Source organism: Pantoea sp. T14, from assembly GCF_036663535.1.
GTDB lineage: Bacteria > Pseudomonadota > Gammaproteobacteria > Enterobacterales > Enterobacteriaceae > Pantoea > Pantoea phytostimulans.
On sequence record NZ_JAWUEB010000022.1, the window covers coordinates 20,599 to 45,236 of the forward strand.

Consider the following 24,638-nt stretch of genomic DNA (forward strand, 5'->3'; position numbering starts at 1 on the left):
TAGTGTCATGACAGCAACGGCTACTATACGGATCGCGCTTAACCACATTACTAAACGCTTTGCCCGTGTCACCGCCAATGACGATGTTTCACTCAGCATCAAGCAAGGTGAAATCCATGCGCTGTTGGGAGAGAACGGCGCCGGAAAAAGCACTTTAATGCAGATCCTGTACGGACTTTATCAGCCAGATGAAGGTGAGATAGTGGTGGATGGCAAAGCAGTAAGTTTCCGCGATCCCAGCGACGCCATAGCCTGTGGTATCGGTATGGTGCATCAGGAATTTATGCTGGTGCAACCCATGTCGGTTGTTGAGAACGTCGTGCTGGGCCTGAAGGAAAACACCAGCGGCGTACTTAATTTGAAAACGGCGGCAGAACGTTTGCAGGCGTTGTCGGATAAGCATGGGCTGGCAATAGATCCTTGGGCAAAAGTGCAACACCTTCCTATCGGCGTACAGCAGCGTGTTGAAATTCTTAAACTGCTCTACCGCGACGCGCAAGTATTGATCCTGGATGAACCCACCGCAGTACTGACACCACAAGAAAAAGCGGGCCTGTTTTCAACGCTGCACTCGCTGTGCGCAGAGGGCCGCTCAGTGGTTATTGTTACCCATAAACTCTATGAAATCATGGCAATCGCCGATCACGTCTCTGTAATGCGGGGCGGAAAGATGGTCGATTCCGTAGCCATAGAAGAGACCTCGGAACGCGATCTGGCTCGCCGAATGGTGGGCCGCGATGTAGTGCTTCGAGTAGACAAGCAACCGTGCAAGCCGGGCAACACTGTGCTGCATGTTGACAATATCGCCGTGCGCGATGCGAGCGGCCAACAAAAAATCTGGCGCGTTTCACTGACCGTAGCCGCGGGTGAAATTCTCGGTGTTGCTGGCGTGGACGGAAATGGACAGTCAGAGCTGGCCGAAGCGCTGCTTAATCTACGAGAAATCGAAGCCGGCCATATTCGTTTAAACGGCGAAGATATCAGTGATGCATCGCCCGCTGAACGCCGCAATAAAGGAATGGGTTTTATACCGGCCGATCGTCGGGGTGTCGGCTCAGTGACTGAGCTCTCTATCACTGATAATGCCATGCTTGGCACTCATCGCAGCTTCACGCGTGCGGGAGGTTGGCTGCTGGATCGACAACGGATGAGTCAACATGCGCGCGACATCATTGCGCGTTTTGCGGTACGCACACCAGATGTCGATTTTGAGGCCGGTAAATTATCCGGCGGCAATTTGCAGAAGCTGATCTTGGGTCGAGAAGTGGCGAGTGAGCCCTGTTTGCTGGTGGTTGAACAGCCGACTCGCGGGCTGGATGTCGGGGCGATTGAAAGCGTATGGCAAGGGCTGATTGCAGCACGTGATCGGGGCTGCGCCATTTTAATGATTTCAGCGGAGCTGGAAGAGATCATGAATCTTTCCGACCGCATTGCCGTGATGTACAACGGCCAGATCGCGGGTGTACTCAATGCCGCATACGCCACACCAGAACAAATCGGCGCGCTGATGGCGGGCGCGCATCTGGCTAAAAAGGAGGGCAATAATGAAGAAGCTGCTTGAGCGTCGTCTCGCCCCGGCTGAATCAACCTCCGCAGTCATGCTGACCAGCTTTTGCGGCATTTTTGCCGCTTTTGTCATTGCCGGGCTGCTGTTTATCCCCTTCGGCGGCAATCCGCTGGCGGCCTATAGCTTTCTGTTTGATGAGGCATTTGGCTCACTACGCAGCATTGGCCTCAGCACGGTGCAAGCCACACCGCTCATACTGATCGCCTTGGCCACCATTGTGGTTTGGCGTGCAGGTCTGGGTTATATCGGATTTGAAGGCTGCTTTCTTATGGGTGCCACTGCTGCAAGTTGGATTGCATTAGCGGGCACGCCACAGGGCTTTCCCTGGTCTATTCCCCCATTGCTCTACTGGCCACTGGTGTTGCTCGCCGCCTTTCTGGCCGGCGCAATCTGGGCCGGTTGGGTGGGCGCCTTGCGCGTACGCTTTGGCGGAAATGATGTACTGATCTCACTGATGGCCAATTATGTGGCGGTATTTATTGTGCAGTATCTGGTCTCTGGGCCAATGCGCGCGCCAGGAGATTTGCCACAGACCCCACGCCTGCCGGTGGAGAGCTGGCTGCCCTTCGTGATGAGCGGTATGCGCGCCCACTGGGGCATTGCTATTGCGCTGGTCGCCACGCTGTTTGTGTTTTGGCTCTTGCGCGCGACGCCTGCCGGTTATGAGATAAAAGTGGCTGGCCTTAATCTTCGCGCAGCCCGATATGGCGGCATTGATGTAAATCGTCGTCAAATGGGTGCCATTTTCCTTGGCGGTGGCCTGGCGGCATTGGCCGGTCTTTGCGCCGTACTCGGCGTTCAACACCGATTAATGGAAGGCATCTCTGGCGGGGTAGGATTTATTGGCGTCGTTGTGGCTCTGTTGGCACGACTAAATCCCTTGTTGGTGATCCCCACAGCCATTCTTTATGGCGGTCTCGAAGTTGGCGGTAGCGCAATGCAGCGGCAAACCGGTTTACCCACCTCGGTGGTACTGATCCTGCAAAGTCTGGTGGTGTTACTGATTTTGGCAGGCGATATGTTGCGCTATTACCGATTGCGCATACCCAGCCTGAATAAGCGACGTTGTCAGCTCGCGGAGGATAAATCATGAGCGCATTGGCAAACCTCGATACGGCATTTTTTATCAGTTGGCTGGCTGCGGCAATTCGCCTTGCCGGGCCAGTGCTACTGGCCGCACTGGGAGAAATCTATGCCGAACGGTCTGGCGTATTAAACATTGGTATTGAAGGCACCATTTTAATGGGCGCATTGACCAGCTATATGACGGCTGTCGCCAGCGGCTCGACCGCACTCGGGTTTATCGCAGGCGGCGTAGGCGGACTCATCGTCGGTTGCGTGCTTGCCGCCCTCTATTTACGCGCCCATGCCAGTCAGATTGTGGTTGGCATAGTCTTCAATATTTTCGCTGCGGGTCTCGCGACTTGGATCTACACGCTGATTATGGGTACGGCCTCATCGCCGACGATTCCGATGCTCGAACCCTGGCATATACCGTTACTTTCGTCATTGCCGTTTATCGGCCCGATCTTATTTCAGCAGCCGCTGCCGCTTTATCTGACGTTGATACTGGCGGTAGTGGCGCACTATGGCCTGTTCCATACCCGCTTTGGCCTCTCTTTACGGGCCGTGGGAGAAAATCCTCGTGCTGCGCACGCTGCGGGTCTCAATGTGTTGAAAATCCGCACGTGGGGTGTGCTGTTTTCCTGCGTGGGTGCCGGACTGGCGGGCGGCTATCTGGTTACCGCACAAATTGGTTTGTTTCGCGACAACATCGTTAGCGGGCAAGGTTTTATCGCGCTGGCCATTGTGATATTTGGCCGCTGGAGTCCACTCAAGGCGATGGTGGCTGCATTTATCTTCGGGGCAGCAGATGCACTGCAGTTATCACTACAACTGTTTGAAAACACGCTGCCACCCCAACTTCTGCTCGCCCTGCCCTATTTGCTGACCATTTTGGCCATGTCTGGCGTGGTAGGCCGCACGCTACAACCCAGCGCGTTAACCCAGCCATATCGTAAGGAATAAAACATGAAAAAATTTCGTTTTAATAATATCGCAGATGTTCAGGCATTCCGTATCAGTGCTGACAGCAGTAATTATTTTGCCATCCTGTTTGATAAACCCCTGGACGATATTGAGAATATTTTTGTCGTCGAGATTTTTAATGTTGGTGGCGCGACACCCCCAAACGAACATGCAACTGCCCACGAATTTTTTTATGTGCTGCACGGTGAAGGGATTGCCCGCTGTAACGATGAGGAGGTAACGATCAAAAAAGGCGACTCGCTGTTGCTTCACCCAGGCAACGATCACGCCATTCGCAACACGGGTACAGGAAAACTGTATACGCTAACGGTGATGACACCCAACGAAGGATTTTCAGAGCTCATCCGAAGCGGTGAGTCAGTCACGCTGGATGCAGAAGATTTATCCGTGTTGTCGGGAGAGTAATATGCCAGCGTATGTATTAGGCAGCACCCAACAAAACCAGTGGCGGGTCTCGCCGGAGGTGGTCGATACGCTTCGGCCCACAAGACAATCGCGATCCGCTACGCTTGAGACGCGTAATCGTTCTGTGATTATCGATCTAAACCGCAGCGCACTGGTGGTGGTGGATATGCAGAATGATTTTTGTCATCCCGATGGCTGGCTGGGCAACCTGGGCGTTGATATCAATCCCGCCCGCGCGCCGATTTCGCCGCTGCAACAGTTACTTCCGACGTTAAGAGAGGCTGATGTCCCGATCATTTGGCTTAACTGGGGCAACCGGCCGGACAAATTGAATCTGAGCCCCGCCCTGCTTCACGTCTACAACCCACAAGGCGACGGCATTGGGCTGGGCGATCCGCTCCCGATTTCTGGTGCACCTGTATTGGAAGCGGGCAGTTGGGCAGCGGCAGTGGTTGATGAACTGAAGCCCAGTGAAGATGATATTCACGTAAACAAGTACCGCATGTCCGGCTTTCAGGATACCGAACTCGATAGCATCTTGCGTAATCTGGATGTCACTACGCTGCTGTTCGCTGGCGTCAATGTCGATCAGTGCGTGCTCTGTACGTTACAAGACGCCAATTTCCGCGGTTATGACTGCCTGCTGCTGGAAGATTGCAGCGCTACCACCTCCCCGGACTTTTGCCGAGATGCAACGCTTTACAACGTACAGCAGTGCTTTGGCTTCGTGGTCAACTCCACCGAAATCCTTCACCAACTTAAGGCAGATTAATGAGCTACTTGCTTGCTGATGGCTGGATCATCACCATGAACCCGCAGCGTGAAATCTTAGAACAAGCCAGTCTGGTGATTGAAGATGACAGGATCAGTGCGATTGGAACACGGACAGTGCTGGAAAAAGCCTATCCAGAAGCAGAAACCGTTGATTGCCGTGAGCGCATTATCATGCCGGGCATGGTCAATACCCATACGCATCTGTTTCAAACCCTGTTGAAGGGATTGGGTGATGATATGATGCTCAAAAAGTGGTTTACCTGCATGACGGGTCCGAGTGCTGTTGCGCTCACTAAAGAGGACGTTTTCGCTGCTGCGCTGCATGGTTGCATTGAATCGCTGCGCTCCGGCGTGACATCACTGGTTGATTTTATGTACGCGCATCCCAAACCGGGCCTGACGGCGAAAGTCATTGAAGCATTTGAAATCAGTGGAATACGTGGACACGTTTGCCGAGGTTTCCTCACCAGCGGTGCTGAACATGGCATCCCGACAGAATTGATTGAAACGCCGGAACAGGCGTTGGCAGATGCCCGGGCAGTGATCCACAAATACCATCGCCCTGATGGGCGCGTAAAAGTCGGTATTGCACCCAGTATGATTTGGGCCCTGGACGAAAAGGTACTGAGAGGGACGCGCAAGCTGGCAGATGAGACAGGCGTTATGATCACCACCCATGTGGCCGAAACTGACTTCGAAATCGAACAGGCAAAGCTGCGCTTTCAGGCTACAGATACTGAATTTCTCAGCGAAATTGGTTTTCTTGGTTCCGATGTGCTGGCGGTTCATTGTGTGCAGTGCAGCTCCCGCGATATCCGCGCCTTAAAACATCATGACACTCGCGTTTCACACAATCCTTGCAGCAACCTTTATCTCGCATCTGGCGTGCCGCCCATCCCGGAAATGCTGGCGGCGGGTTTAACCGTGGGTTTAGGTTCAGATGGTCCTGCCAGCAGCAATAATCACAGCCTGTTTCAGGCCATGAAAGTCGCCGCTTTGATGCAAAAAGGAGTCCATCGCGATCCCACCATCATGACCGCTGAAAAGGTGCTGGAAATGGCAACCATTGATGGGGCGCGTGCAATTGGTCTTGATCATCTTGTCGGCTCACTTGAACCTGGCAAGCGTGCTGATGTTGTCATTGTCGATACGCGTCATCCGGCAATGACACCCATCCATCATCCGGTCTCATCTCTTGTTTATTCTGCTCTGGGGCATGAAGTCAGTGATGTCTTTGTTGATGGTAAATGGCTATTGCGAGACGGAGAATTCACGCATCTTGATCAGAGAGAAGTCATGGCGCGTTCACAACGGGCAGCGCATTCTCTGGCGGTACGTACCGGCAACAACAAGCAACGCCAATGGCGCTCATCCGCATTCTAGCGTTGCCGGTGACTAGTTCTCAGTGGCTGACATTGCCGTCATCGGCGGCATGATTTTTCGACGTTAGTGAAATTTCCCGTCCCGGCAGAGTGCGTCGTATTATGTGACTGCCACGCCAGGATGTTGGCAAGACCCAGCGTTCAGCAGTGGCAGGCTAGGGTTGATGCCGGTCGTCCCTGAACAACACCTGGTTGATTCATATCGGGGAAAGGGTAAACAGACATTCTCCCGTTCTTAATAACATGAAATAAGAACGGGAGAGTTGGTAATAGTTTGTCCTTCCACCTCAACTGGCCCGATTCGTAAATATGCGGCCAGGCCATTAAAATTCCACTAGCCTTGTTACAGCACCGTTCATTTAAAATCATGACGCTTCGTCATCTTAATAAACGGCTTGTTCAGGCTGGGAGAGAAACGCAATGCGGCGCATCAAATTATTCTTATCGGCCCCTTCCCACCCTTATCGTCACTTCCGGCGTGGCATTCTTCGGACTTCATGCCAACTCATGGCCACATTATTTCTGCTGTTGTGCACGGCTTCTCAGGCGGCTGACATCACTCTGTTTCGTACTTTAATGCCTGAAACCACCAGTCTGAATCAGTATCAGTGGCATTATCGGCCCGTTGTGATCTTTGCCCCTTCGGAGACAGATCTGAATTATGTTCACCAAATGGCGATGCTGGAAAAGAGCAAGGCTGAGCTAGCCGATCGCGATATTATCGTACTGAGCGATACTTCCCCTGCCTCAAAAGGACACCTACGCGCTCAACTAAAACCCGCCGGGTTTGAAGTTGTGCTTATTGGCAAAGATGGCGGTATGAAAATACGGGAAACAAAACCGATAAGTTCAGAGGATTTGCTCTCCACGATTGACAGAATGCCGATGCGTAAAGCCAATCTGGACTGATGTGCCACACGAAGCAGGAAAAGGTTAATAAAATATAATCATGATAAGAGTAAATTATTTGGTCTGACTACCAAGTAAAGGTGTGGCTTCTATGAACAATGACTTAGGCCCATCCGTTTTTCCCGTTATCTTGGTGATTGCTGCCTTTGCAAAACCCCCGTTAACTGCATGTCACGATGTCTGCCAGGAACGAGAAGAGGACATAAGCGTTGTTAAGCGGGTAATGACTATTGAGTCGCTCTGATGCAGGCTCTTGTGCCACCAGACTTTCACAGGCTTGAAAATTCATAACATTGATGAATATCATTCATAGGACCTATGCCTCTGCTTACCATTATTTGTCAGAATAAACCCGTTAACATGCGTCTATCTCTTTATGTCCTGACGGATCACCATGCTTAACCTACAGGCTCAAACACAGCCAGCGACAGTTAAAAAAAACGGTCTTTCTTTTGTACTTATTCTTAGTGCTTTGATGGCTGTTACCTCCCTATCAACCGATATCTATCTTCCTGCTATGCCCATCATGGCAAAAGATTTACAGGGCGATGCAGAACTGACAATCACAGGTTTTCTCATTGGTTTTTGCATTGCACAGCTTATTTGGGGACCGATTAGCGATCGTTTCGGGCGACGTCTGCCGCTGTTCATCGGTTTGGGATTGTTTGTTATAGGCTCGGTAGGTTGTGCGTTATCTACAGATATCGTAGAAATAATTTTCTGGCGCGTTTTTCAGGCTTTAGGCGCCTGTACCGGTCCGATGCTGGCGCGGGCAATGATCCGCGATCTTTTCAGTCGTACTCGCGCAGCACAAATGCTTTCGACCCTCATGATCATCATGGCAATCGCGCCGATTGCTGGTCCGCTGATTGGCGGACAAATGATTAGAGTCACATCGTGGCACGCCATTTTCTGGCTGCTGGCGATTATCGGAACAGTCATGCTGATATCGTTATTCTGGCTACCGGAAACACTACCTGAAGAAAAACGCTCACACGCTTCCGTGACCGGTGCTTTTCGTAATTATTACGCATTACTGGCCAACGCCAGTTACATGCGTTTTACGCTATGCCTGACGTTCTACTACGTTGCTGCCTATGCCTTTATTACCGGCTCACCGTTTGTTTACATCACGTACTTCGGCGTTGATCCGCAGCATTACGGTTGGCTATTTGCAGTAAACGTTGTTGGATTGATGGTGGTAAGTATGGTTAACAGACGCCTGGTCCATCGTTATCCACTGGAAGTGTTACTCAGGATTGCTGTCTTCGTCGCAACCCTGAGCGCATTAGCACTTGCTGTCACAACTGCGTTAAACGTTGGCGGAATTACCGTGATCGTGGGAACCGTATTCGTGTTTTTCTCCATGAATGGCATCATTGCTGCAACGTCTACGGCTTGTGCCCTGGACGCTGTACCTAATGTTGCAGGTTCAGCATCGGCGCTAATGGGCGCGCTGCAATACGGAAGCGGCATTATCTCTTCGCTGCTCCTGGCACTATTTAGTGATGGCACGCCATGGACAATGAGCTGGATCATTGCCGTGTTTACGGCAGCCAGTGCTCTGATGGCACTGACTGTTCAGGTAAAAAAATAGCGCTTATTTATCGATGCCAGATGACACTATCTTCAACAGAAACCCGTCCTTCCCTGTAACTCAGAGAGGGATAGTTTTTGTCTGGAATACCAAACGAAATGCCGTAAAGCAGCTTGAAATTCTCCGGTATATTTAGGATCCGGCGCACCGTTTGCGCAAAGTAACTCAGTACTGCCTGCGGTACTCCGGCATAACCGCGAGCCTCCAGTGAAAGAAGGAATGTTTGTGCATACATACCGGCATCGGAGGCAACGCGAACGTTGTCCCCTACAGCAGGAATGAACAATAGGGCTACATGGGGTGCTCCGAAAAACTTAACGTTGCGTTCGACCACTTCTGAACGACTCAAATTATCACCACGCGCAACTCCCAGTGCCTGGTAGTACGATCTCCCCTGCTCTGAAGCTCGTTGCCTGAACGGATTGGGATAGGCTTCTTTATCGAAAGTAAAATCAAGAGAGTAGCTTCCGACCTTTAGATCTGTAGTCAGTGCATGACTTAATTCGTTAAGCTTTTCCCCCGCTACGATATGCAGGGACCAGGGCTGAGTGTTGCAATTTGATGGTGCGCATTGCGCTTCATGCAAAATGTCATAGAGAACATCGTTGGGAATAGGCGATGGAAGAAAGGCTCTTGCCGAGTGTCTGTTTTTTACAACTTCATGGAATGAAGGTTCTCGCGAACTCATCTGCTCCTCCGTCTAAAACTGATCTTGATGGGATTCATCACTATCTCATCATTCATCCTGTCTCATCAGGCGCCTGGTTATCATTCCTTGCACATGATTAGGTCTATGAATTTCATTCATAGCGCCTATTCAATGTGCGTAATTATCTTTAACGCCAACTTAGTTAATCTGAGCATATCGAGCTAATAAGCGCTGTAAAAATCAAGCGGGCAATGGATACAGCCAGGGGGCGATAATAGCCCGGCTGGCTGGGGTATTGTCGGAGACGGGTTAAATATTCTTATCGAAGAAAACGTCCAGCTTTTGCATTGCCTGGTCAACGTAACGAGAAACCCAATAGGTTTCGATATGGGTAGCGCCGTCGATCAAGAAGAGTTCTTTATTCTTCGTACCGGTGGCTTTAGCGAATGCATCTTCAGTCATATACAACGTATCAGCTTTTGTACCGGCAATCATGAGCAGCGGTTTGTTAATAAGCTTGATATGGTCAGTCACATCAAAACTCATCAAATCCAGCAAACTGCTTGTGGTGTACTTAAAAGTTGAGTTTGGGTGTGCGTGGGTTTTCCAGTAGTACTCGTAACCCTGTCGATATAAGGCAAAAGGTAATTTAGCGATCTGTTCGTCGGTCAGGTTGGCATCACCGGAGTAAAGCACTTCGCCTCCGGCTGCTTCCTGAGCACGCGCGTCAGAAGCCTGCTGAAGACGCTGCTGGATAGTGTCCAGCTGTGAATCCTGCATACCATTACGGCGCACAAGACCTGAATTAAACATGCTGATGGTTGCAATCGATTTGAACCGTTTGTCCGTCTCGGCAGCAACAAGTGAATACCCGCCGCCTCCGCAAATGCCAAGCAGACCGAGGCGGGAAATATCAACCCCCGGATACTGGCTGATGTAGTCAGCCATGCCGTGAACGTCTTCAATACGGTTAGCCGGTTTATCCACGCTGCGAGGCATACCACCGCTGCCCCCCTGGTAGGCTGCATCGGCGGTAATCGTAATATAGCCATGTTCAGCAAGTCGCTGCGCATACAACCCGGCGACCTGTTCTTTTACGCCGCCATTAGGATGTGCGACTACCACCGCAGGGTATTTTTTGGCGGGATCGTAGTTAGCAGGCGTATAGACATTCGCGACAATCTGGATGCCATGTAGATCGTACTTCACCGGATGAATGTTGACCTTGCCTTTAACATTTTCGGTGATGGCACCGTCATAGACGAGTGTGAATGGATTCTTTTTGTAATCAGCTGCATTGACTGAAGTCACTCCGGCCATTGCCGTTATCAGCATTACGTTTATAAGCGCGAATTTCATAGGATCTCCCGATAAATGTCAGCCTGGCTATGCAGGCTTCTGGTAGCAAATATACGGGCACAGATTAGGGGAAGAGAGCTGTCAGCATCGTGACAGGTAAATAACGTTTTTGTCAGGAAGCCGTTATGTGGCAGGCAGCGTTTTCTGACGGCTCTGTCAGGTAGCTGTCAGCTTTATGTTGGCAATCAAGGAGCAGAATGCTGTCAGATTCCATGAGGTTCATGTTCAATTTGCTGAGAAAAGGAGTGATCAATGAAAAGTCAAAACAACCCTGCGATGCCTGGACGACGTAAACTATTAGTGGCCGGTGCGGGTATCGCCACCGCTTCACTGATCCCCCACGCAATGGCCGCAGGGAAATCCTCTCAGGTCGATCCATCGAGAAAAAGCTCCCAACGTCCTGCTGCGCCGGGCAAGCGCAAGCTTGGGAAGCTGGAAGTCTCCGCGGTAGGACTCGGTGTTCAGAACATGAGCCGTAAATACGACACTTCTGTTCCATGGCGTCCAGAGATGGTGAGCATTATCCACCGAGCTTTTGATGAGGGTGTCACGTTTTTTGACGCTGCTGAAGCCTACGGTCCCTTTGAGGTAGAAAAAATACTCGGGGAAGGCGTCGCCCCGTTCCGGGACAAAATCGTTATCGCCACTAAGTTTGGCTGGAACATTGATCAGCAGACAGGCAAACGCCTGCCGGGCCTCAACAGCAGACCGGAACATATCCGACTGGTCGTCGAAAATATGCTTAAGCGCCTACGTACCGATCGCATTGATTTACTGTATCAGCACCGGGTTGACCCTCAGATTCCGATCGAAGATGTCGCAGGCGTAATTAAGGATCTCATGGATCAGGGGAAAGTCCTGCAATGGGGTCTGTCAGAGATGGGGACAAATACCTTAAGACGGGCTCATGCGGCATTACCTGTAACAGCCGTACAAAGCGAATATTCACTGCTCTGGCGGAGGCCAGAAAAGCATGTGCTTCCACTATGCGAAGAGCTGGGAATTGGGTTTGTACCATGGAGCCCATTAGGCGTGCAGTTTTTAACGGGCTGGATTGATGAGAAGACACGATTCGCTGCCGGTGATTTCCGCGCGACAGAGACTCGCTTCTCGCCCGATAATCTACCGCACAACTTACAGCTAGTTGAATTGCTCAAAACCTGGGCAATAAGAAAAAATGCCGTACCGGGCCAGATTGCTCTGGCATGGTTACTGGCTCGCAAACCCTGGATTGTCCCAATCCCCGGCACCACAAACAAAGACCATATGCTGCAAAATACGGCCGCTACAGGCGTCTCGCTGACTCCCGCCGAAATGACTGAGCTTACTCGCTCACTTGACGCTATCACTATTCAGGGTCAACGGTTGCCAGATGCTGTACAGGTTTATTCAGATGTTGAAGCACCATTGAAAAGTTAAGAGGAAATCTCGTTATGCGTCTGTTGTTAGTTGAGGATGAAGAAAAAACGTCAACCTATCTCAGCCGTGCGCTGGGTGAATCCGGATTTACGGTGGATGTCTCTGCTGATGGATCTGAAGGTCTTCATTACGCGCTGGAATTCGACTACGACGCGATAATCCTTGATGTGATGTTACCGGGAATGGATGGCTACCGGGTTCTCGAAGGTGTGCGGGCGACTAAACAGACTCCTGTGCTGATGCTTTCGGCACGGGGATCGGTTGACGAGCGCGTTAAAGGCCTTCGTCTTGGCGCGGATGATTATCTGCCCAAGCCTTTTTCGCTTATTGAACTGGTTGCACGCATTCAGGCACTGGTGCGTCGCCGCTCCACGGATGGCGCAGATATAACCCAACTGCATATTCACGATCTGCATCTCGACTTACTGGCTCGCCGGGTATTACGCGCCGGAACACGACTGGAACTGACTGCGAAAGAGTTTTCCCTGTTGAGCCTTCTGGCCCGGCATCAGGGCGAGATTCTGTCAAAGATGATGATTGCTGAGCAGATATGGGACATGAATTTTGACAGTGATGCCAACGTGGTTGAAGTCGCCATTAAACGTCTGCGAGCCAAAGTTGATGCTCCGTTTGACGTCAAATTGCTGCATACCGTTCGTGGTATGGGGTATGTCCTCGAAGTCCGGACTGAATAAATGAAGAGGATAAGCATGCTTAAGCGTTCCATCTCCGTTCACCTGGCGGTGATGTTTGCCTTATCTGCGCTGCTGATTGTGTCCGTTATCGGTATCCTGCTGCGAAGTTCACTCCATGATTCTCTGCAAAAGCAGATGCACAACGAACTGTTGTTCCGGGAATCATTAATGAGTCCATGGATCACCGCACGAACCTCGGCTGACGGCTGGTCTATGCTGGCCAATAAATTTACCGTGCTAACCAATTCCGAAGGTGAGCGCGTTCGCTACTGGATAGTGAGCGATAATCCACGCTTTAGCATGGGTGGAGCGCCACCAGTGGGTGTTAAGTGGTCTTCTTTGCGGGAGGGCTTTAATAAAGTGCCCGGCGCATCGGAAGGTGCGTGCTCACTGTTCCTGTTAGTGAAAACTATACCCGCGAACGGTGAAAGGCCTGAGCTGCGCTATGTGGTTGCCATCGACTCCACGCCTTACATGGGAACACTCGATACATTCACACGTACACTGCTGATCATTGCTGCACTGGGCGTAGTGATTGTCGCCTTGCTGGGATACATCGTCTCAAGGATCGGGCTTCGCCCGGTTAGGACTCTCAGTAAACAGGCCCGGCATCTCGCACCGGGAGACCATGGCCAGCGCCTGAATACCAAGGCATTACCTGAAGAATTGCAGCATTTAGCCTCATCTTTCAACGGTGTGTTAGAGCGTCAGGAAATCGCCTGGCGACAGCTCGAAAGCTTTAACTCCGATGTTGCTCATGAACTCCGTACACCGCTGACTAACCTGATTGGTCAGACGCAACTGGGTCTCTCACGCCGACGTTCGCAGGATGAACTGGAAGAGTTACTCGGTTCAAATCTTGAGGAGCTTGAACGCATGACGTCGATAGTTAACGACATGCTGTTCCTGTCCCATGCGCACGCGGGTGAACATGCTTCCCAGCTTGCCCAGGTATCCCTGCGGGAGGAAACCCTGAAAACAGCGGAGTATGTTGACCCCTCTTTTGCTGAAAAACAGCTTTCGCTGGACGTTGAGGGCGAAGTCACCGCGCATATCGACAGGCGACTGTTCCACCGTTCACTGGCTAATTTACTGGAAAATAGCGCAAGACATTCACCATCCAAAAGCACGGTTACTGTGCGGTTAAGTGAAAACAATAATCTGGCGTATGTTGAAGTTTCTAACCCTGGCGACCCGATAGCACCAGAGCATTTACATCGGCTTTTCGAGCGCTTTTATCGCGTCGACACCTCCAGAGCCCGGAGTGATACCCATCATGGGCTGGGTTTATCAATCGTACGTGCCGTCGCCATTATGCACCATGGGGATGTCTTTGCGCGTAGTGAAGATGGCATCAATACATTTGGCCTCACCTTTGAGATACAAGCGGATAAAACGGCGGGCAGTGCTCACTCCGGCACTGAGCCGGGACCAGGGGTACCTGACAGAATTGTCAGGGGGGTGTCAGCCTGACGTCATCACCCCCTCGATAATATCATCGCAGGTAATCCTCTTTTCATTAATAAGGACGCTTTGCATGACTCGACATTTACGTTACCTCGGGCTGTTGCTCCCCCTTTTTACTTTTTCATCTTGGGCAACGGAGCAAAATATCTCTCTCCATATTGCCCCCGCCGGAAGTCAGAACGCGGTATATGGGCCAGCAGAGAACTTTACCGGTCACGTCCGGGTTGATCCTCTGTTCAAACCTGATAACGACATTCGTGTTTCCGGGGCTTATGTCACTTTTGAACCTGGTGCTCGTTCCGCCTGGCATACGCATCCGGCAGGTCAGCGGCTGATTGTGACCTCAGGTGTTGGGCTCACCCAACAAGAAGGCCAGCCGGTGCAGGTTATCCGAGCTGGTGACGTTGTCTCTTGCCCGGCAGGCGTCAAACACTGGCACGGGGCTGCGCCCGGCAGCGCGATGACGCATCTGGCGATAACCGGGATTGTGGATGGCAAAAGCGTTAACTGGATGGAGAAGGTGACAGATGAACAATACCACGCCCATTAAGGCATTAACGGCAGCGGTACTGCTGACCTTTGGTTTTAGTCTCACGGCGAATGCTGCGCCAGTGACAAAAGGAGCCACAGGAATGAATCAGGAACAAACCGTTTCAGACACGTTGTCTGCTCGCCAGCAGGCAATCCCTTTGATTGCGGCATATATGGCAAGCAGTCAGATGGATAAGCTGAACAGTGCGCTGAATCAGGGGCTGGACGGCGGACTCACCATCAACGAAACCAAAGAAATTCTCGTCCAGCTCTATGCCTATACGGGCTTCCCTCGCAGCCTGAACGCACTTAATGAACTGATGAAAGTCGTCGAAGCGCGTAAACAACGTGGCATCAAAGACGTTGAGGGTAAAGAGCCCGTATCCCCGGTTCCTGTCGGCGATGAACTCCGTCGTGTCGGCACTGCAAACCAGACTAAAATCTCAGGTGCGCCAGTACAGGGGCCACTTTTTGATTTTGCACCGGTTATTAATCAATTCCTGCAAACGCATCTGTTTGGTGACATTTTCGCCCGCGATAACCTTGACTGGCAAAGCCGCGAGCTGGCAACGGTTGGCGCATTAGCGGCTACCCCAGGCGTTGAGTCCCAGTTGTTGTCGCATACGCGAGCGAGCATGCGGGTCGGCCTGACAGTAGCGCAGCTGCGCCAGCTGGCACAGGTTCTGCGTGAACATGGCGAAAATGATGCGGCTACGCGAACTGACAAAGCGCTGCAACAGGCGATCGCAAACAATTAGGAGTTGCTTATGGAGCATGATCCCAACCGCAGAATGTTGATAACCGCGCTTGCCGGGCTAACGCTGGCTAATGTTCCCCTGGCGTCGGCGGCGACCGGAACTGCAAACGTTCAGGGAAACAGCCCTATTCTGGTGGCGTACTTCTCACGCAGCGGGAATACACGCGTGATTGCGGGCGTAATTCATCGCAGTCTGAAAACAGATCTATTTGAAATTGAACCGGCTACACCTTATCCGAAAGACTACTTTCAGACCGTTGAACAGGCGAAAAACGAGCGTTCCAGAGGAACAAAACCAACATTAAAAAATCGTGTCGCGGATATCGAACGCTATGAGACGGTGTATTTAGGCTTCCCCATCTGGGGAACCAGCGTGCCGCCCGTGGTGCAGACATTTCTGAGTAACCATAACTTTGCGGGGAAATTACTCATACCTTTCATTACCCATGGCGGCTATGGCAAAGGTGACAGCGAGGATATTCTTGTGAGCCTGGCCCCAGCCGCTCGTCGGGAAAAACCGCTGGTCATTGAATGCGATCAAGAGCGGAGAACCACGGAGACGGTGACCCATTGGTTAGAGACAATTCGCGGCTGATTGTGCTTATTCTTGAGCCTGCCAAATAAGAGCAAACCGGGAGGCTAATTAATCCTCCATGACAACTCAGATATGATTGAACTGCAAACATAACAGAGGACGTAATCTTGAAGACAATTTTAAAAACCCTGGCTGGCTGTATGATGGCGGGTGGTCTGGTGGCCCAGTCAGTCTATGCCGGGCCATTAGTCATTCAGGAACAAGGAAGCTTTTCCGCTGGGGGCACTGTCATCGAAGCGCCTGGGAAGTTTGACGCGAAAAAGCCGCTGGATTCTGCTGGTCAAACTTATCATGGCGACCATGCGTCAGTGTTCTACCAAATTCCGGAAAGCCCACATAAATACCCTATTGTCATGCTTCATGGCGCAGGCCAGTTTTCCCGCACCTGGGAAAGCACACCGGATGGTCGCGAGGGGTTTCAAAACATTTTTCTGCGCCGCGGATTCTCAACCTATCTTGTCGATCAACCACGTCGGGGCAGTGCGGGGCGCACTACTATAGAAGGTACTGTTACGCCAAAACCGGATGAGCAGATGTGGTTCAATCAGTTCCGCGTGGGTGTCTGGCCGGACTATTTTAAAGGCGTTCAGTTCTCTCATGATAAAGAAGCACTGAATCAGTATTTCCGTCAGATGACCCCGAATACAGGGCCATTTGATATCAATGTGATTTCTGATGCCATGTCCGCAGTAGTCGATAAATCCGGCCCGGCTATCCTCTTCACCCATTCTCAGGGCGGCGGACCTGGCTGGTACACTGCGATGAAAAATGACAAGGTAAAAGCCATTGTCGCCTTCGAGCCAGGTAGCAGCTTTGTCTTCCCGCAGAAAGAATTACCTGCACCCATGCCCAGCGCGTTCGACACGCTGAAGGGTGAACCTGTTCCAGTGGAACAGTTTATGGCTCTGACCAAAATTCCGATTCTGATTATTTACGGCGATAACATCCCGGATAAGCCTGTAGCCATGCCCGCACAGGACAGCTGGCGAGTGCGTCTGGCAATGGCCCGCGAATGGCGAGACGTGGTTAACAAGCATGGTGGTGATGTGACCGTGACGCATCTGCCGGAGTCAGGGATCAAAGGTAATACCCACTTCCCGTTCTCCGATCTGAATAATGTTCAGATTGCTGACCTGGTTAGCCAGTTCCTGAAGGAAAAAAACCTGCAGTAACACGCAAACCACAGGCAGAGTTTATTCGGCAATGAATGAGCTCTGCTTATTTGCATCGATTAAATTCCTTACTTTTAACGCCTTTTGTGCCAGCGCAGGGCATCAATCACCTTCTCAAAAGCAATGGGAAGATGTTGTCTGCCCGGATAATAAAGATAGTAACCCGGAAAATGCGGACACCAGTCGGAAAGTAACGATACTAATTTTTCTGATTCAATATATTTTGACGCTAAGTCGTGGGGAATATACGCTATCCCTGCCCCGTCAAGCGCAGCCTGCATCATCAAAAAGGTATTATTAAAAACGGTTTGCCCATTCACCCTAACATTCATTTTTTGGCCTCCATTCTCAAATTCCCAGGCATACAGCGCACCATGAGTGGGAAGCCGAAGGTTAATGCAGTTGTGATCCATTAGGTCTGCAGGAAGCACGATAGGAGGTCTGCCTGACAGATAATTCGGTGATGCAACCACCGCCATATGTACATCAGGCGTAATGCGTACAGCAATCATATCCTTATCCACTTGATCACCCATACGCACGCCAGCGTCAAATTGCTGAGCCGCGATATCTGTTAGTTCGTACCCCACGCTGAACTCAATATTTATATCGGGATATTCGTTCAGTAAAGGCAGAAGCCGGGGCCAGAGAACGGTAACGATGGCATGATCGTGGGCGGTAATGCGAACCTTTCCGGCCGGTTTGTCGAGCGAGGAACGTAAGGATGTGAGTTCAGATTCGATTTCGTCCAGTCGCGGTGCGACCACGCTAAGCAGACGGTTCCCTGCATCCGTGGTAGATACACTCCGCGTGGTACGGATTAACAACCTAATGCCCAATCGTTCTTCAAGTCCCAATAGCGTATGGCTCAGTGCCGAACGGGATACGCCTAATGCTGCCGCAGCTTTGGTAAAACTTCGCTCTCTGGCCACGGTCACAAAAGCCTGAAGATCATTTAATTTTTCTTTATTCATAATTGGTGAATTTATTGCACCAGTGTATCCACATTTGAGCACCTTATCATTTAATCAACCTTTCAATACACTTTCTTCATCTGGTTAAAAGCTCTGGCAGCATTCTTTTTGTTTACCCAAAGGTGAGTCATGCAAAATTTCCTCGATGAAAAACAACAGGCCGTTATCTTTATTGCGGCGTTTGCCGCAAAAGGCGATATGCCGAAGCTGAATAAGGCCCTTAATGAAGGCATTGAGACCGGAATGACCATTAATGAGGTCAAAGAGATCTTGGTTCAGCTATATGCCTACGTAGGGTTCCCAAGAAGCCTGAATGCTCTCAGTGAGTTGATGTCAGTAATGGAACAGCGCGACCAACAAGGGCTCAAAAATGAAACAGGAAAAGAGGCCACTCCCTTTCCTGTAGACTGGGATAGCCTTCAAAGCGGAACCCGAAATCAGACTCAATTAGTTGGTCAAAGCGTGAAAGGCCCTCTGTTTGAGTTTGCCCCTGTCGTTGACCAGTTTCTTAAGTCGCATCTCTTTGGCGATATTTTCCAGAGAGATACGCTGAGCTGGCAAACACGTGAACTCGCCACCATTTCTGCCCTTGCAGCGATTTCTGGCGTCAATAGCCAGCTCAAGAGTCATTATTCAATAAGTTTGCAAACTGGCCTGACGGGTCAGCAATTATGGGCTTTTATCGAATGCCTGAAACTGAAATTTGGCGATGAAGTCGTCGTAAACGCTGCCGCAGTTTTGAAAGAAGTTTTGTCCTTAACACATCACAATATCCCGGAAAATCCAGTAGCGGAGAAACCATGAACGATCAATTTGATGGCAACGGTATTTTCCCCAAAGGGGAAAAAAATGAAGCGTATGCGCAATATTTTCAGGGGACTAGCTACCTGACAATGCTGTCTACAGAAGGCGTAAAAATTGGCAATGTAGTGTTTGAGCCAGGTTGTCGTAATAACTGGCATATTCACCATAAAGGCGGCCAGATCCTGTTAGTGACGGGTGGGCGTGGCTGGTACCAAGAATGGAATCAACCGGCCCGACAGCTTACTGCCGGAGACGTGGTAAATATCCCGGCAGAAACCAAACACTGGCATGGCGCTGCCGCAGATAGCTGGTTTGCACACGTTGCCGTAGAAGTCCCGGCTGAAAGCGCATCCAATGAGTGGCTAGAGCCTGTTTCTGACAAAGATTACGGTAAGTTGCCATAATCAGCGCCTCTCTTTACAGCGCAATCATTCCGGTTAATACAAAAAAGGCAGGATTTCATTTGATGATTGATGAATCTTACTAATTACCCCTAGTAAATTACCCTCTCTAATCGAATAAATCACATTGCGTTATCCTTTACTCATACAACAGCTAAAGGATAACGCCATGCAAACTGTAAAACTGAACAACGGTATTGAAATGCCCCTGTTGGGCTTTGGTGTGTTTCAAATGTCTGATGCCGCCGAATGCGAGAGAGCCGTTATAGATGCCATCGATACGGGGTATCGCTTGATTGATACAGCGGCTTCTTACCAGAACGAAACCCAAGTCGGGAATGCGCTGAAACAGACCGGTATTGCACGTAACGAACTCTTTGTAACAACCAAGCTTTGGCTGCAGGATACCAGTTATGAAGGTGCAAAAGCACAGTTTGAACGTTCATTGAACCGACTGCAGCTGGACTATGTTGATCTGTATCTGATTCACCAGCCATATGGCGATGTCCATGGTGCATGGCGTGCAATGGAAGAAATGCAACAGGCAGGCAAAATTCGCACAATTGGCGTAAGCAACTTTCATCCTGACCGGCTTGCCGATCTTATTGCCTTCAACAAAATTGCCCCTGCGGTAAACCAGATTGAAGTGAATCCCTTCAATCAGCAACTGCATGCCGTGCCTTGGATGAAAAGCCGTGGCATTCAGCCTGAAGCCTGGGCACCTTTTGCAGAAGGCAAGAATGGTCTGTTCCAGCACCCTGTGTTAACAGAGATTGGCCAGAAGTACGGCAAAAGCGTCGGTCAGGTTGTTCTGCGGTGGATTTTCCAGCGAGGTATCGTTTCGCTGGCAAAATCAGTGCGAAAAGAACGTATGGAAGAGAACATCAATATTCTCGATTTTGAACTCAGTTCTGAGGATATGCTGTTAATTGCTGCTCTTGATACCGCCACCAGCGCCTTCTTCTCTCATCGTGATCCAGCGATGGTAGAGTGGCTGACTGGCCGCAAACTTGACGTTTAAGTCACTAAAAAAGGGTATCAATTAAATGCAAAAACGTTATCTGGGTAAATCCGGACTCGAAGTATCGGCTCTTGGGCTCGGTTGCATGGGACTCAGCCACGGCTACGGCCCGGCGACAGATACCCGTCAGGCTATCGAACTCATTCGTGCGGCGGTTGAACGTGGCGTGACTTTCTTCGACACCGCTGAAGTGTATGGCCCGTACCTGAATGAAGAAGTTGTCGGCGAAGCCTTAAAACCCTTTCGCGATCGCGTAGTCATCGCCACCAAATTTGGTTTTACCTTTGGCGATGATAACAAGCAGCAGATTTTAAACAGCCGTCCAGAGCATATCCGAGAAGCCGTTGAAGGGTCATTACGCCGTCTCAAGACAGATGTAATTGATCTGCTGTATCAACACCGTGTCGATCCAGACGTTCCCATTGAAGATGTTGCCGGAACGGTGAAAGATCTTATTTCAGAAGGAAAGGTCAAACATTTCGGTCTTTCCGAAGCGGGTGCGCAGACCATTCGACGTGCGCACACGGTACAACCGGTCACTGCCCTGCAAAGCGAATATTCCATGTGGTGGCGCGAGCCTGAACAGGAGATCTTGCCGTTGCTGGAGGAGCTGGACATTGGTTTTGTGCCATTCAGCCCGTTAGGCAAAGGCTTCCTGACGGGATCTATTAAGTCAGGAACTACGTTTGGCAAGGATGATTACCGCAGTACGGTACCGCGTTTTGCCGCTGAAGCGATTGAAGCAAATGAAAAGCTGGTCGCTTTATTAGGTGAACTTGCAGCCGAAAAAGGTGTGACGTCTGCGCAAATTGCGCTGGCATGGTTGCTGGCACAAAAACCATGGATTGTTCCTATCCCTGGCACCACCAAACTGCACCGGCTGGAGGAAAATCTGGGAGCCGCAGACATTATTCTTTCTCAGCATGATTTACTGCAGGTTACACAGGCGCTTGAAACGATAAAAATCGTCGGCGAGCGTTACTCACCTGAGCATCAGGCTCGTGTAGGCCGTTAAAACTCAAGCGGGTCTGCATTGCATTGCGGACCCGCTATTCCGAGTACCGAAGCGCATCTATCATTAGCGCAAATGCAGGCGGATGCTGTTTGCGGCTGGGGTAATAAAGGTAATAGCCGGGGAATGTAGGACACCAGTCCTGCAGAACCTGAATAAGTTCTCCTGACTTTATATAATCCTGAACCATATTCTCAGGAACACAGGCAATACCAAAGCCAGATAAAACAGCATCGATCCTTTCCGCCAGCAGGTTAAAGGTCACTTGGCCTTCAACTCTGACACGTAATGGCTTCCCTTCCCTCTCGAACTCCCAGTGATAAAGACCACCGGCAGTCGGTAAGCGCATATTGATGCACCGATGGTTTTGTAGCTCGTGTGGCGTTTCAGGCGCAGGTTTAGCTGCGAAATATAACGGCGCACCGACCACGGCCATTTTCATATCCGGGCCAATCCTCACGGCGATCATGTCCTTATCCACGCTTTCGCCAAGGCGAATCCCGGCATCAAAACGCCCCTCAACAATATCGGCAAAACCATTATCAACGACCAGCTCGACATTAATTTCCGGATATTCCCGGAGAAAGGGTTTTAACTTCGGCCATACGAGACTTCGCGCAGCATGCTCCCCCGAAGATAAACGGATGTTGCCTGAAGCAGTGCCATTCAGTTGAACAAGCATCGCCAGCTCCTGTTCAAGATCGGCAATACGGGGTTCAAGGCAGGCAATAATTCTCGCGCCTGCTTCTGTCGGTGCAACGCTTCGCGTTGTTCGTGTCAAAAGACGGATGTTTAACCGTTCTTCCAGTGCTTTTATCGCATGGCTAAGCGCTGACTGGGAAACACCAAGCTTGCCAGCAGCTTTGGTAAAACTTCGTTCTCTTGCCACCACAAAAAATATTTGTAATTCATTGAAGTTTTCTTTGAGCATAGGGCTTTTCCTTAATGAATTATCCCCTCCAAAGAGAACTCATGAAAGGTGTTCATAGACGCAATCATTTTAGCCCAATCACTGACATTAAAGATAATTGATATTCTGGCTATCTCGAAAATATGCTCGAATTATCAGAAGGTTTATCATGAAAATACTCGTTGCCGGGGCGACAGGAAGTATTGGTCTTCATGTCATGAATGCCGCGATTGACAAGGGTCATCAGCCCGTGGCGCTCGTCAGAAATCGGCGCAAAGTAAAATTGCTTCCTCATAAAGCTGATGTTTTCTACGGCGATGTTTCAATGCCTGAAACACTAACGGGTGTGACGAAAGATATTGATGCAGTCATTTTTACGCTCGGTTCAGATGGACAGGGTCGTATTGGTGCCAGAGCAATAGATTATGGCGGTGTGCGAAATATCCTGAGAATGTTCAAAGATACTCATATTCGCATCGCGTTAATGACAACGATTGGCGTCACTGAGCGGCTCAGTACATGGAATCAACATACTGAAGTTCACGACTGGAAAAGACGTGCAGAGCGCCTGGTCAGAGCAAGCGGACATCCCTACACCATCGTCAGACCAGGCTGGTTTGATTACAACCATGACGATGAACGTAGGATAATTATGCTCCAGGGCGATCGACGCCATACAGGAACACCAGAAGATGGCGTGGTATCCCGAACTCAAATCGCTCACGTGTTGGTCAGTGCCCTGACCAACGATGCAGCAAAAAATAAAACGTTCGAACTGGTCGCTGAGCGAGGGAAAGTACAAGAGGACCTCACGCCACTGTTTGCAGATTTGCTGGCTGATAATCCTCAAAAAAATGATGGTGTATTAGATATGGACAATATGCCTCTCGGTGAGGAACCAGACTGCCTTATTCGTGAGTTAAAACAATTTTCAGAACATGTTAAATCGATATAAGTAACTGATAATTATTACATAAACCCCTCATGATTATGAAGGTCAGGGCAAGTAAGCTTACCTTTGATACTGTCGTGTTGGCATGTTTTACTTAATGGCTATAGGGAGCCTTTATTCCACCTTATTCAGGATAATTCTTTCTTGCAGCATTAATCATGCCTAAGGTCTTTTTGAAAGCGAGCCAACCGTAGCCATGTCATTTCTCTATTAATGCCCAACGCTGATTGGCACATCGTGAAGTCTTCTGTTTCTGCTTCTTACACATATCAGACTCGGCAGAGAGGTTTTCTTAATGCACAGGTGATTATGCGCTGGGGCAAATTAGATCAGCGTTGAGCGGGCAAAACGGCCAAGCAGTAATAGTCCCCATACCACCTATTCACTCGAAAATGCTCCTGATATCCGAAATCGGAGCATTAATACCGGAAAGCTTGACTCAAGGTATTTCCATGGTGAACCCCTTTTCTTTTAAATCGATGCTGCCTCCTATCAGTGCAATAGTTAGCACGATCACAATACCAGCACTTATTGTTAACCTGCTAATGATAACTTTGGTTACCATTATCCCCATCGGAGGCAAACAACCTCCACACCATACAAATGAAGGAATATGACCATGAAAACCATTAAAGCAATGTCTATCGCCGCTGTAGCTGCTCTTTCCCTGATGTCAGCAGCAAGCTTCGCGCAGAGTGTTTCCGTCACTTCAAGCACGCTGGACGGAGCCGAAGCTAAAATCGCCGCACAAGCTCAGCAGCAGGGTGCGCAGTACAAAATTACCGAAGCCAACACCAATAACCGCGTGCACATGACCGCAGAACTGTACAAATAACGTATGGTCGCAAAAGGAAGTGCCGGAAGAGGCCGCCCACCGGGCGGCCTTTTTCGTATCCGCCCCCTTCCGGCGGCGCTCTGCACAGCGAGTAGATAAGCTGTAAGGCAACCGTTTAAGCCCCTTAAAAAAAGCGTTATTCAACGCGGCTCAGGAAATTTTTTTGTGAGATGCGTGATGATCATTAAAAAACCTGGGCCACAATCGCGTAATCCTTTGTGATAGTGCCGGTTAAAAGATTCGCTCAGCATGGCAACGAGAGAGATTAAAAACCGGGGTTGATGCCCATTGCCATTTTTACCTTTTTTGGGTTTAGTCGCTGAATTGAGCATCAGTGCTGGCGGATGACACCTGAAGCTGTACGAAAATTTTTATGGTATTGCCATGCTCAGCAAAGCAATG

Annotated in this window: 25 protein-coding genes; 21 read left to right on the plus strand and 4 right to left on the minus strand. The window is 50.2% G+C overall.

Annotated features, from left to right (window positions below; translation table 11 throughout):
• The first annotated feature begins 7 nt into the window (after positions 1-7).
• From SC127_RS09600 to SC127_RS09635, 8 genes are all read left to right on the plus strand, one after another.
• Positions 8-1,561: an ABC transporter ATP-binding protein gene (locus SC127_RS09600; protein WP_332626050.1), complete on the plus strand. Its 1,554-nt coding sequence runs from the start codon at positions 8-10 to the stop codon at positions 1,559-1,561.
• Positions 1,545-2,660 carry an ABC transporter permease gene (locus SC127_RS09605; protein WP_332626051.1) on the plus strand — a complete coding sequence of 372 codons (1,116 nt, stop codon included), beginning with the start codon at positions 1,545-1,547 and terminating at the stop codon, positions 2,658-2,660. Before SC127_RS09600 ends, SC127_RS09605 begins: the two co-directional genes overlap by 17 nt.
• Positions 2,657-3,595 (plus strand): ABC transporter permease, encoded by a 939-nt coding sequence (locus SC127_RS09610; protein ID WP_332626052.1) that lies wholly within the window; start codon positions 2,657-2,659, stop codon positions 3,593-3,595. The genes SC127_RS09605 and SC127_RS09610 overlap by 4 nt, the downstream gene beginning before the upstream one ends.
• Before the next feature lie 3 nt (positions 3,596-3,598).
• Positions 3,599-4,021 (plus strand): cupin domain-containing protein, encoded by a 423-nt coding sequence (locus tag SC127_RS09615; RefSeq protein ID WP_326484361.1) that lies wholly within the window; start codon positions 3,599-3,601, stop codon positions 4,019-4,021.
• A gap of 1 nt (position 4,022) precedes the next feature.
• A complete protein-coding gene (locus tag SC127_RS09620; RefSeq protein ID WP_332626053.1) occupies positions 4,023-4,793 on the plus strand; it encodes a cysteine hydrolase family protein in 771 nt (256 codons plus the stop codon).
• Entirely contained in the window at positions 4,793-6,178 is a 1,386-nt protein-coding gene (locus SC127_RS09625) for an amidohydrolase family protein (RefSeq protein WP_332626054.1), read from the plus strand. Before SC127_RS09620 ends, SC127_RS09625 begins: the two co-directional genes overlap by 1 nt.
• Positions 6,179-6,684: 506 nt before the next feature.
• On the plus strand, positions 6,685-7,086 hold the full coding sequence (locus tag SC127_RS09630; RefSeq protein WP_243079491.1) for a DUF4174 domain-containing protein: 402 nt from the start codon (positions 6,685-6,687) through the stop codon (positions 7,084-7,086).
• 394 nt (positions 7,087-7,480) lie between these two features.
• Positions 7,481-8,683, plus strand: a complete 1,203-nt coding sequence (locus SC127_RS09635; RefSeq protein WP_332626055.1) for a multidrug effflux MFS transporter — start codon at positions 7,481-7,483, stop codon at positions 8,681-8,683.
• 7 nt (positions 8,684-8,690) lie between these two features.
• Here the strand turns inward: SC127_RS09635 and SC127_RS09640 are convergent, their stop codons facing one another.
• Positions 8,691-9,371, minus strand: a complete 681-nt coding sequence (locus SC127_RS09640; RefSeq protein ID WP_332626056.1) for a nitroreductase — start codon at positions 9,369-9,371, stop codon at positions 8,691-8,693.
• Between the two features lie 270 nt (positions 9,372-9,641).
• The gene (locus SC127_RS09645; protein WP_332626057.1) at positions 9,642-10,691 is read right to left on the minus strand and encodes an alpha/beta hydrolase; all 1,050 of its coding nucleotides are present in this window, start codon (positions 10,689-10,691) and stop codon (positions 9,642-9,644) included.
• A 252-nt stretch (positions 10,692-10,943) separates the two neighbouring features.
• Between SC127_RS09645 and SC127_RS09650 the strand changes: the two genes are divergently transcribed.
• From SC127_RS09650 to SC127_RS09680, 7 genes are all read left to right on the plus strand, one after another.
• On the plus strand, positions 10,944-12,110 hold the full coding sequence (locus SC127_RS09650; RefSeq protein ID WP_332626058.1) for an aldo/keto reductase: 1,167 nt from the start codon (positions 10,944-10,946) through the stop codon (positions 12,108-12,110).
• Positions 12,111-12,124: 14 nt separating this feature from the next.
• Positions 12,125-12,805 carry a heavy metal response regulator transcription factor gene (locus SC127_RS09655; protein ID WP_215844781.1) on the plus strand — a complete coding sequence of 227 codons (681 nt, stop codon included), beginning with the start codon at positions 12,125-12,127 and terminating at the stop codon, positions 12,803-12,805.
• 15 nt (positions 12,806-12,820) lie between these two features.
• Complete coding sequence (locus SC127_RS09660; RefSeq protein WP_332626059.1) at positions 12,821-14,278, plus strand: heavy metal sensor histidine kinase; 1,458 nt, start codon at positions 12,821-12,823, stop codon at positions 14,276-14,278.
• 64 nt (positions 14,279-14,342) lie between these two features.
• Positions 14,343-14,822: a (R)-mandelonitrile lyase gene (locus SC127_RS09665; RefSeq protein ID WP_332626060.1), complete on the plus strand. Its 480-nt coding sequence runs from the start codon at positions 14,343-14,345 to the stop codon at positions 14,820-14,822.
• Positions 14,800-15,561, plus strand: a complete 762-nt coding sequence (locus SC127_RS09670) for a carboxymuconolactone decarboxylase family protein (RefSeq protein WP_332626061.1) — start codon at positions 14,800-14,802, stop codon at positions 15,559-15,561. Before SC127_RS09665 ends, SC127_RS09670 begins: the two co-directional genes overlap by 23 nt.
• A 9-nt stretch (positions 15,562-15,570) precedes the next feature.
• The gene (locus SC127_RS09675; protein WP_215844778.1) at positions 15,571-16,155 is read left to right on the plus strand and encodes a flavodoxin; all 585 of its coding nucleotides are present in this window, start codon (positions 15,571-15,573) and stop codon (positions 16,153-16,155) included.
• A gap of 107 nt (positions 16,156-16,262) precedes the next feature.
• Entirely contained in the window at positions 16,263-17,327 is a 1,065-nt protein-coding gene (locus SC127_RS09680; protein ID WP_332626062.1) for an alpha/beta hydrolase, read from the plus strand.
• A gap of 74 nt (positions 17,328-17,401) precedes the next feature.
• Here the strand turns inward: SC127_RS09680 and SC127_RS09685 are convergent, their stop codons facing one another.
• Positions 17,402-18,304 carry a LysR family transcriptional regulator gene (locus tag SC127_RS09685; protein ID WP_332626393.1) on the minus strand — a complete coding sequence of 301 codons (903 nt, stop codon included), beginning with the start codon at positions 18,302-18,304 and terminating at the stop codon, positions 17,402-17,404.
• A gap of 126 nt (positions 18,305-18,430) precedes the next feature.
• On the opposite strand from SC127_RS09685, the gene SC127_RS09690 reads away from it, so the two are divergent.
• From SC127_RS09690 to SC127_RS09705, 4 genes are all read left to right on the plus strand, one after another.
• Positions 18,431-19,105 (plus strand): carboxymuconolactone decarboxylase family protein, encoded by a 675-nt coding sequence (locus SC127_RS09690; protein ID WP_332626063.1) that lies wholly within the window; start codon positions 18,431-18,433, stop codon positions 19,103-19,105.
• Positions 19,102-19,509 (plus strand): cupin domain-containing protein, encoded by a 408-nt coding sequence (locus tag SC127_RS09695; RefSeq protein ID WP_332626064.1) that lies wholly within the window; start codon positions 19,102-19,104, stop codon positions 19,507-19,509. Before SC127_RS09690 ends, SC127_RS09695 begins: the two co-directional genes overlap by 4 nt.
• Positions 19,510-19,675: 166 nt before the next feature.
• Positions 19,676-20,527, plus strand: coding sequence for an aldo/keto reductase (locus SC127_RS09700; RefSeq protein WP_332626065.1), 852 nt, complete (start codon positions 19,676-19,678; stop codon positions 20,525-20,527).
• Positions 20,528-20,552: 25 nt separating this feature from the next.
• Positions 20,553-21,542, plus strand: a complete 990-nt coding sequence (locus SC127_RS09705) for an aldo/keto reductase (RefSeq protein ID WP_332626066.1) — start codon at positions 20,553-20,555, stop codon at positions 21,540-21,542.
• 34 nt (positions 21,543-21,576) lie between these two features.
• Here SC127_RS09705 and SC127_RS09710 read toward each other — a convergent pair whose 3' ends face one another.
• Positions 21,577-22,470, minus strand: coding sequence for a LysR family transcriptional regulator (locus SC127_RS09710; RefSeq protein ID WP_332626067.1), 894 nt, complete (start codon positions 22,468-22,470; stop codon positions 21,577-21,579).
• Between the two features lie 148 nt (positions 22,471-22,618).
• Here SC127_RS09710 and SC127_RS09715 point away from each other — a divergent pair, with 148 nt between their 5' ends.
• A complete protein-coding gene (locus tag SC127_RS09715; protein WP_332626068.1) occupies positions 22,619-23,404 on the plus strand; it encodes an SDR family oxidoreductase in 786 nt (261 codons plus the stop codon).
• Between the two features lie 616 nt (positions 23,405-24,020).
• Positions 24,021-24,236, plus strand: coding sequence for a YdgH/BhsA/McbA-like domain containing protein (locus tag SC127_RS09720; RefSeq protein WP_215844773.1), 216 nt, complete (start codon positions 24,021-24,023; stop codon positions 24,234-24,236).
• The last annotated feature ends 402 nt before the right edge of the window (positions 24,237-24,638 follow it).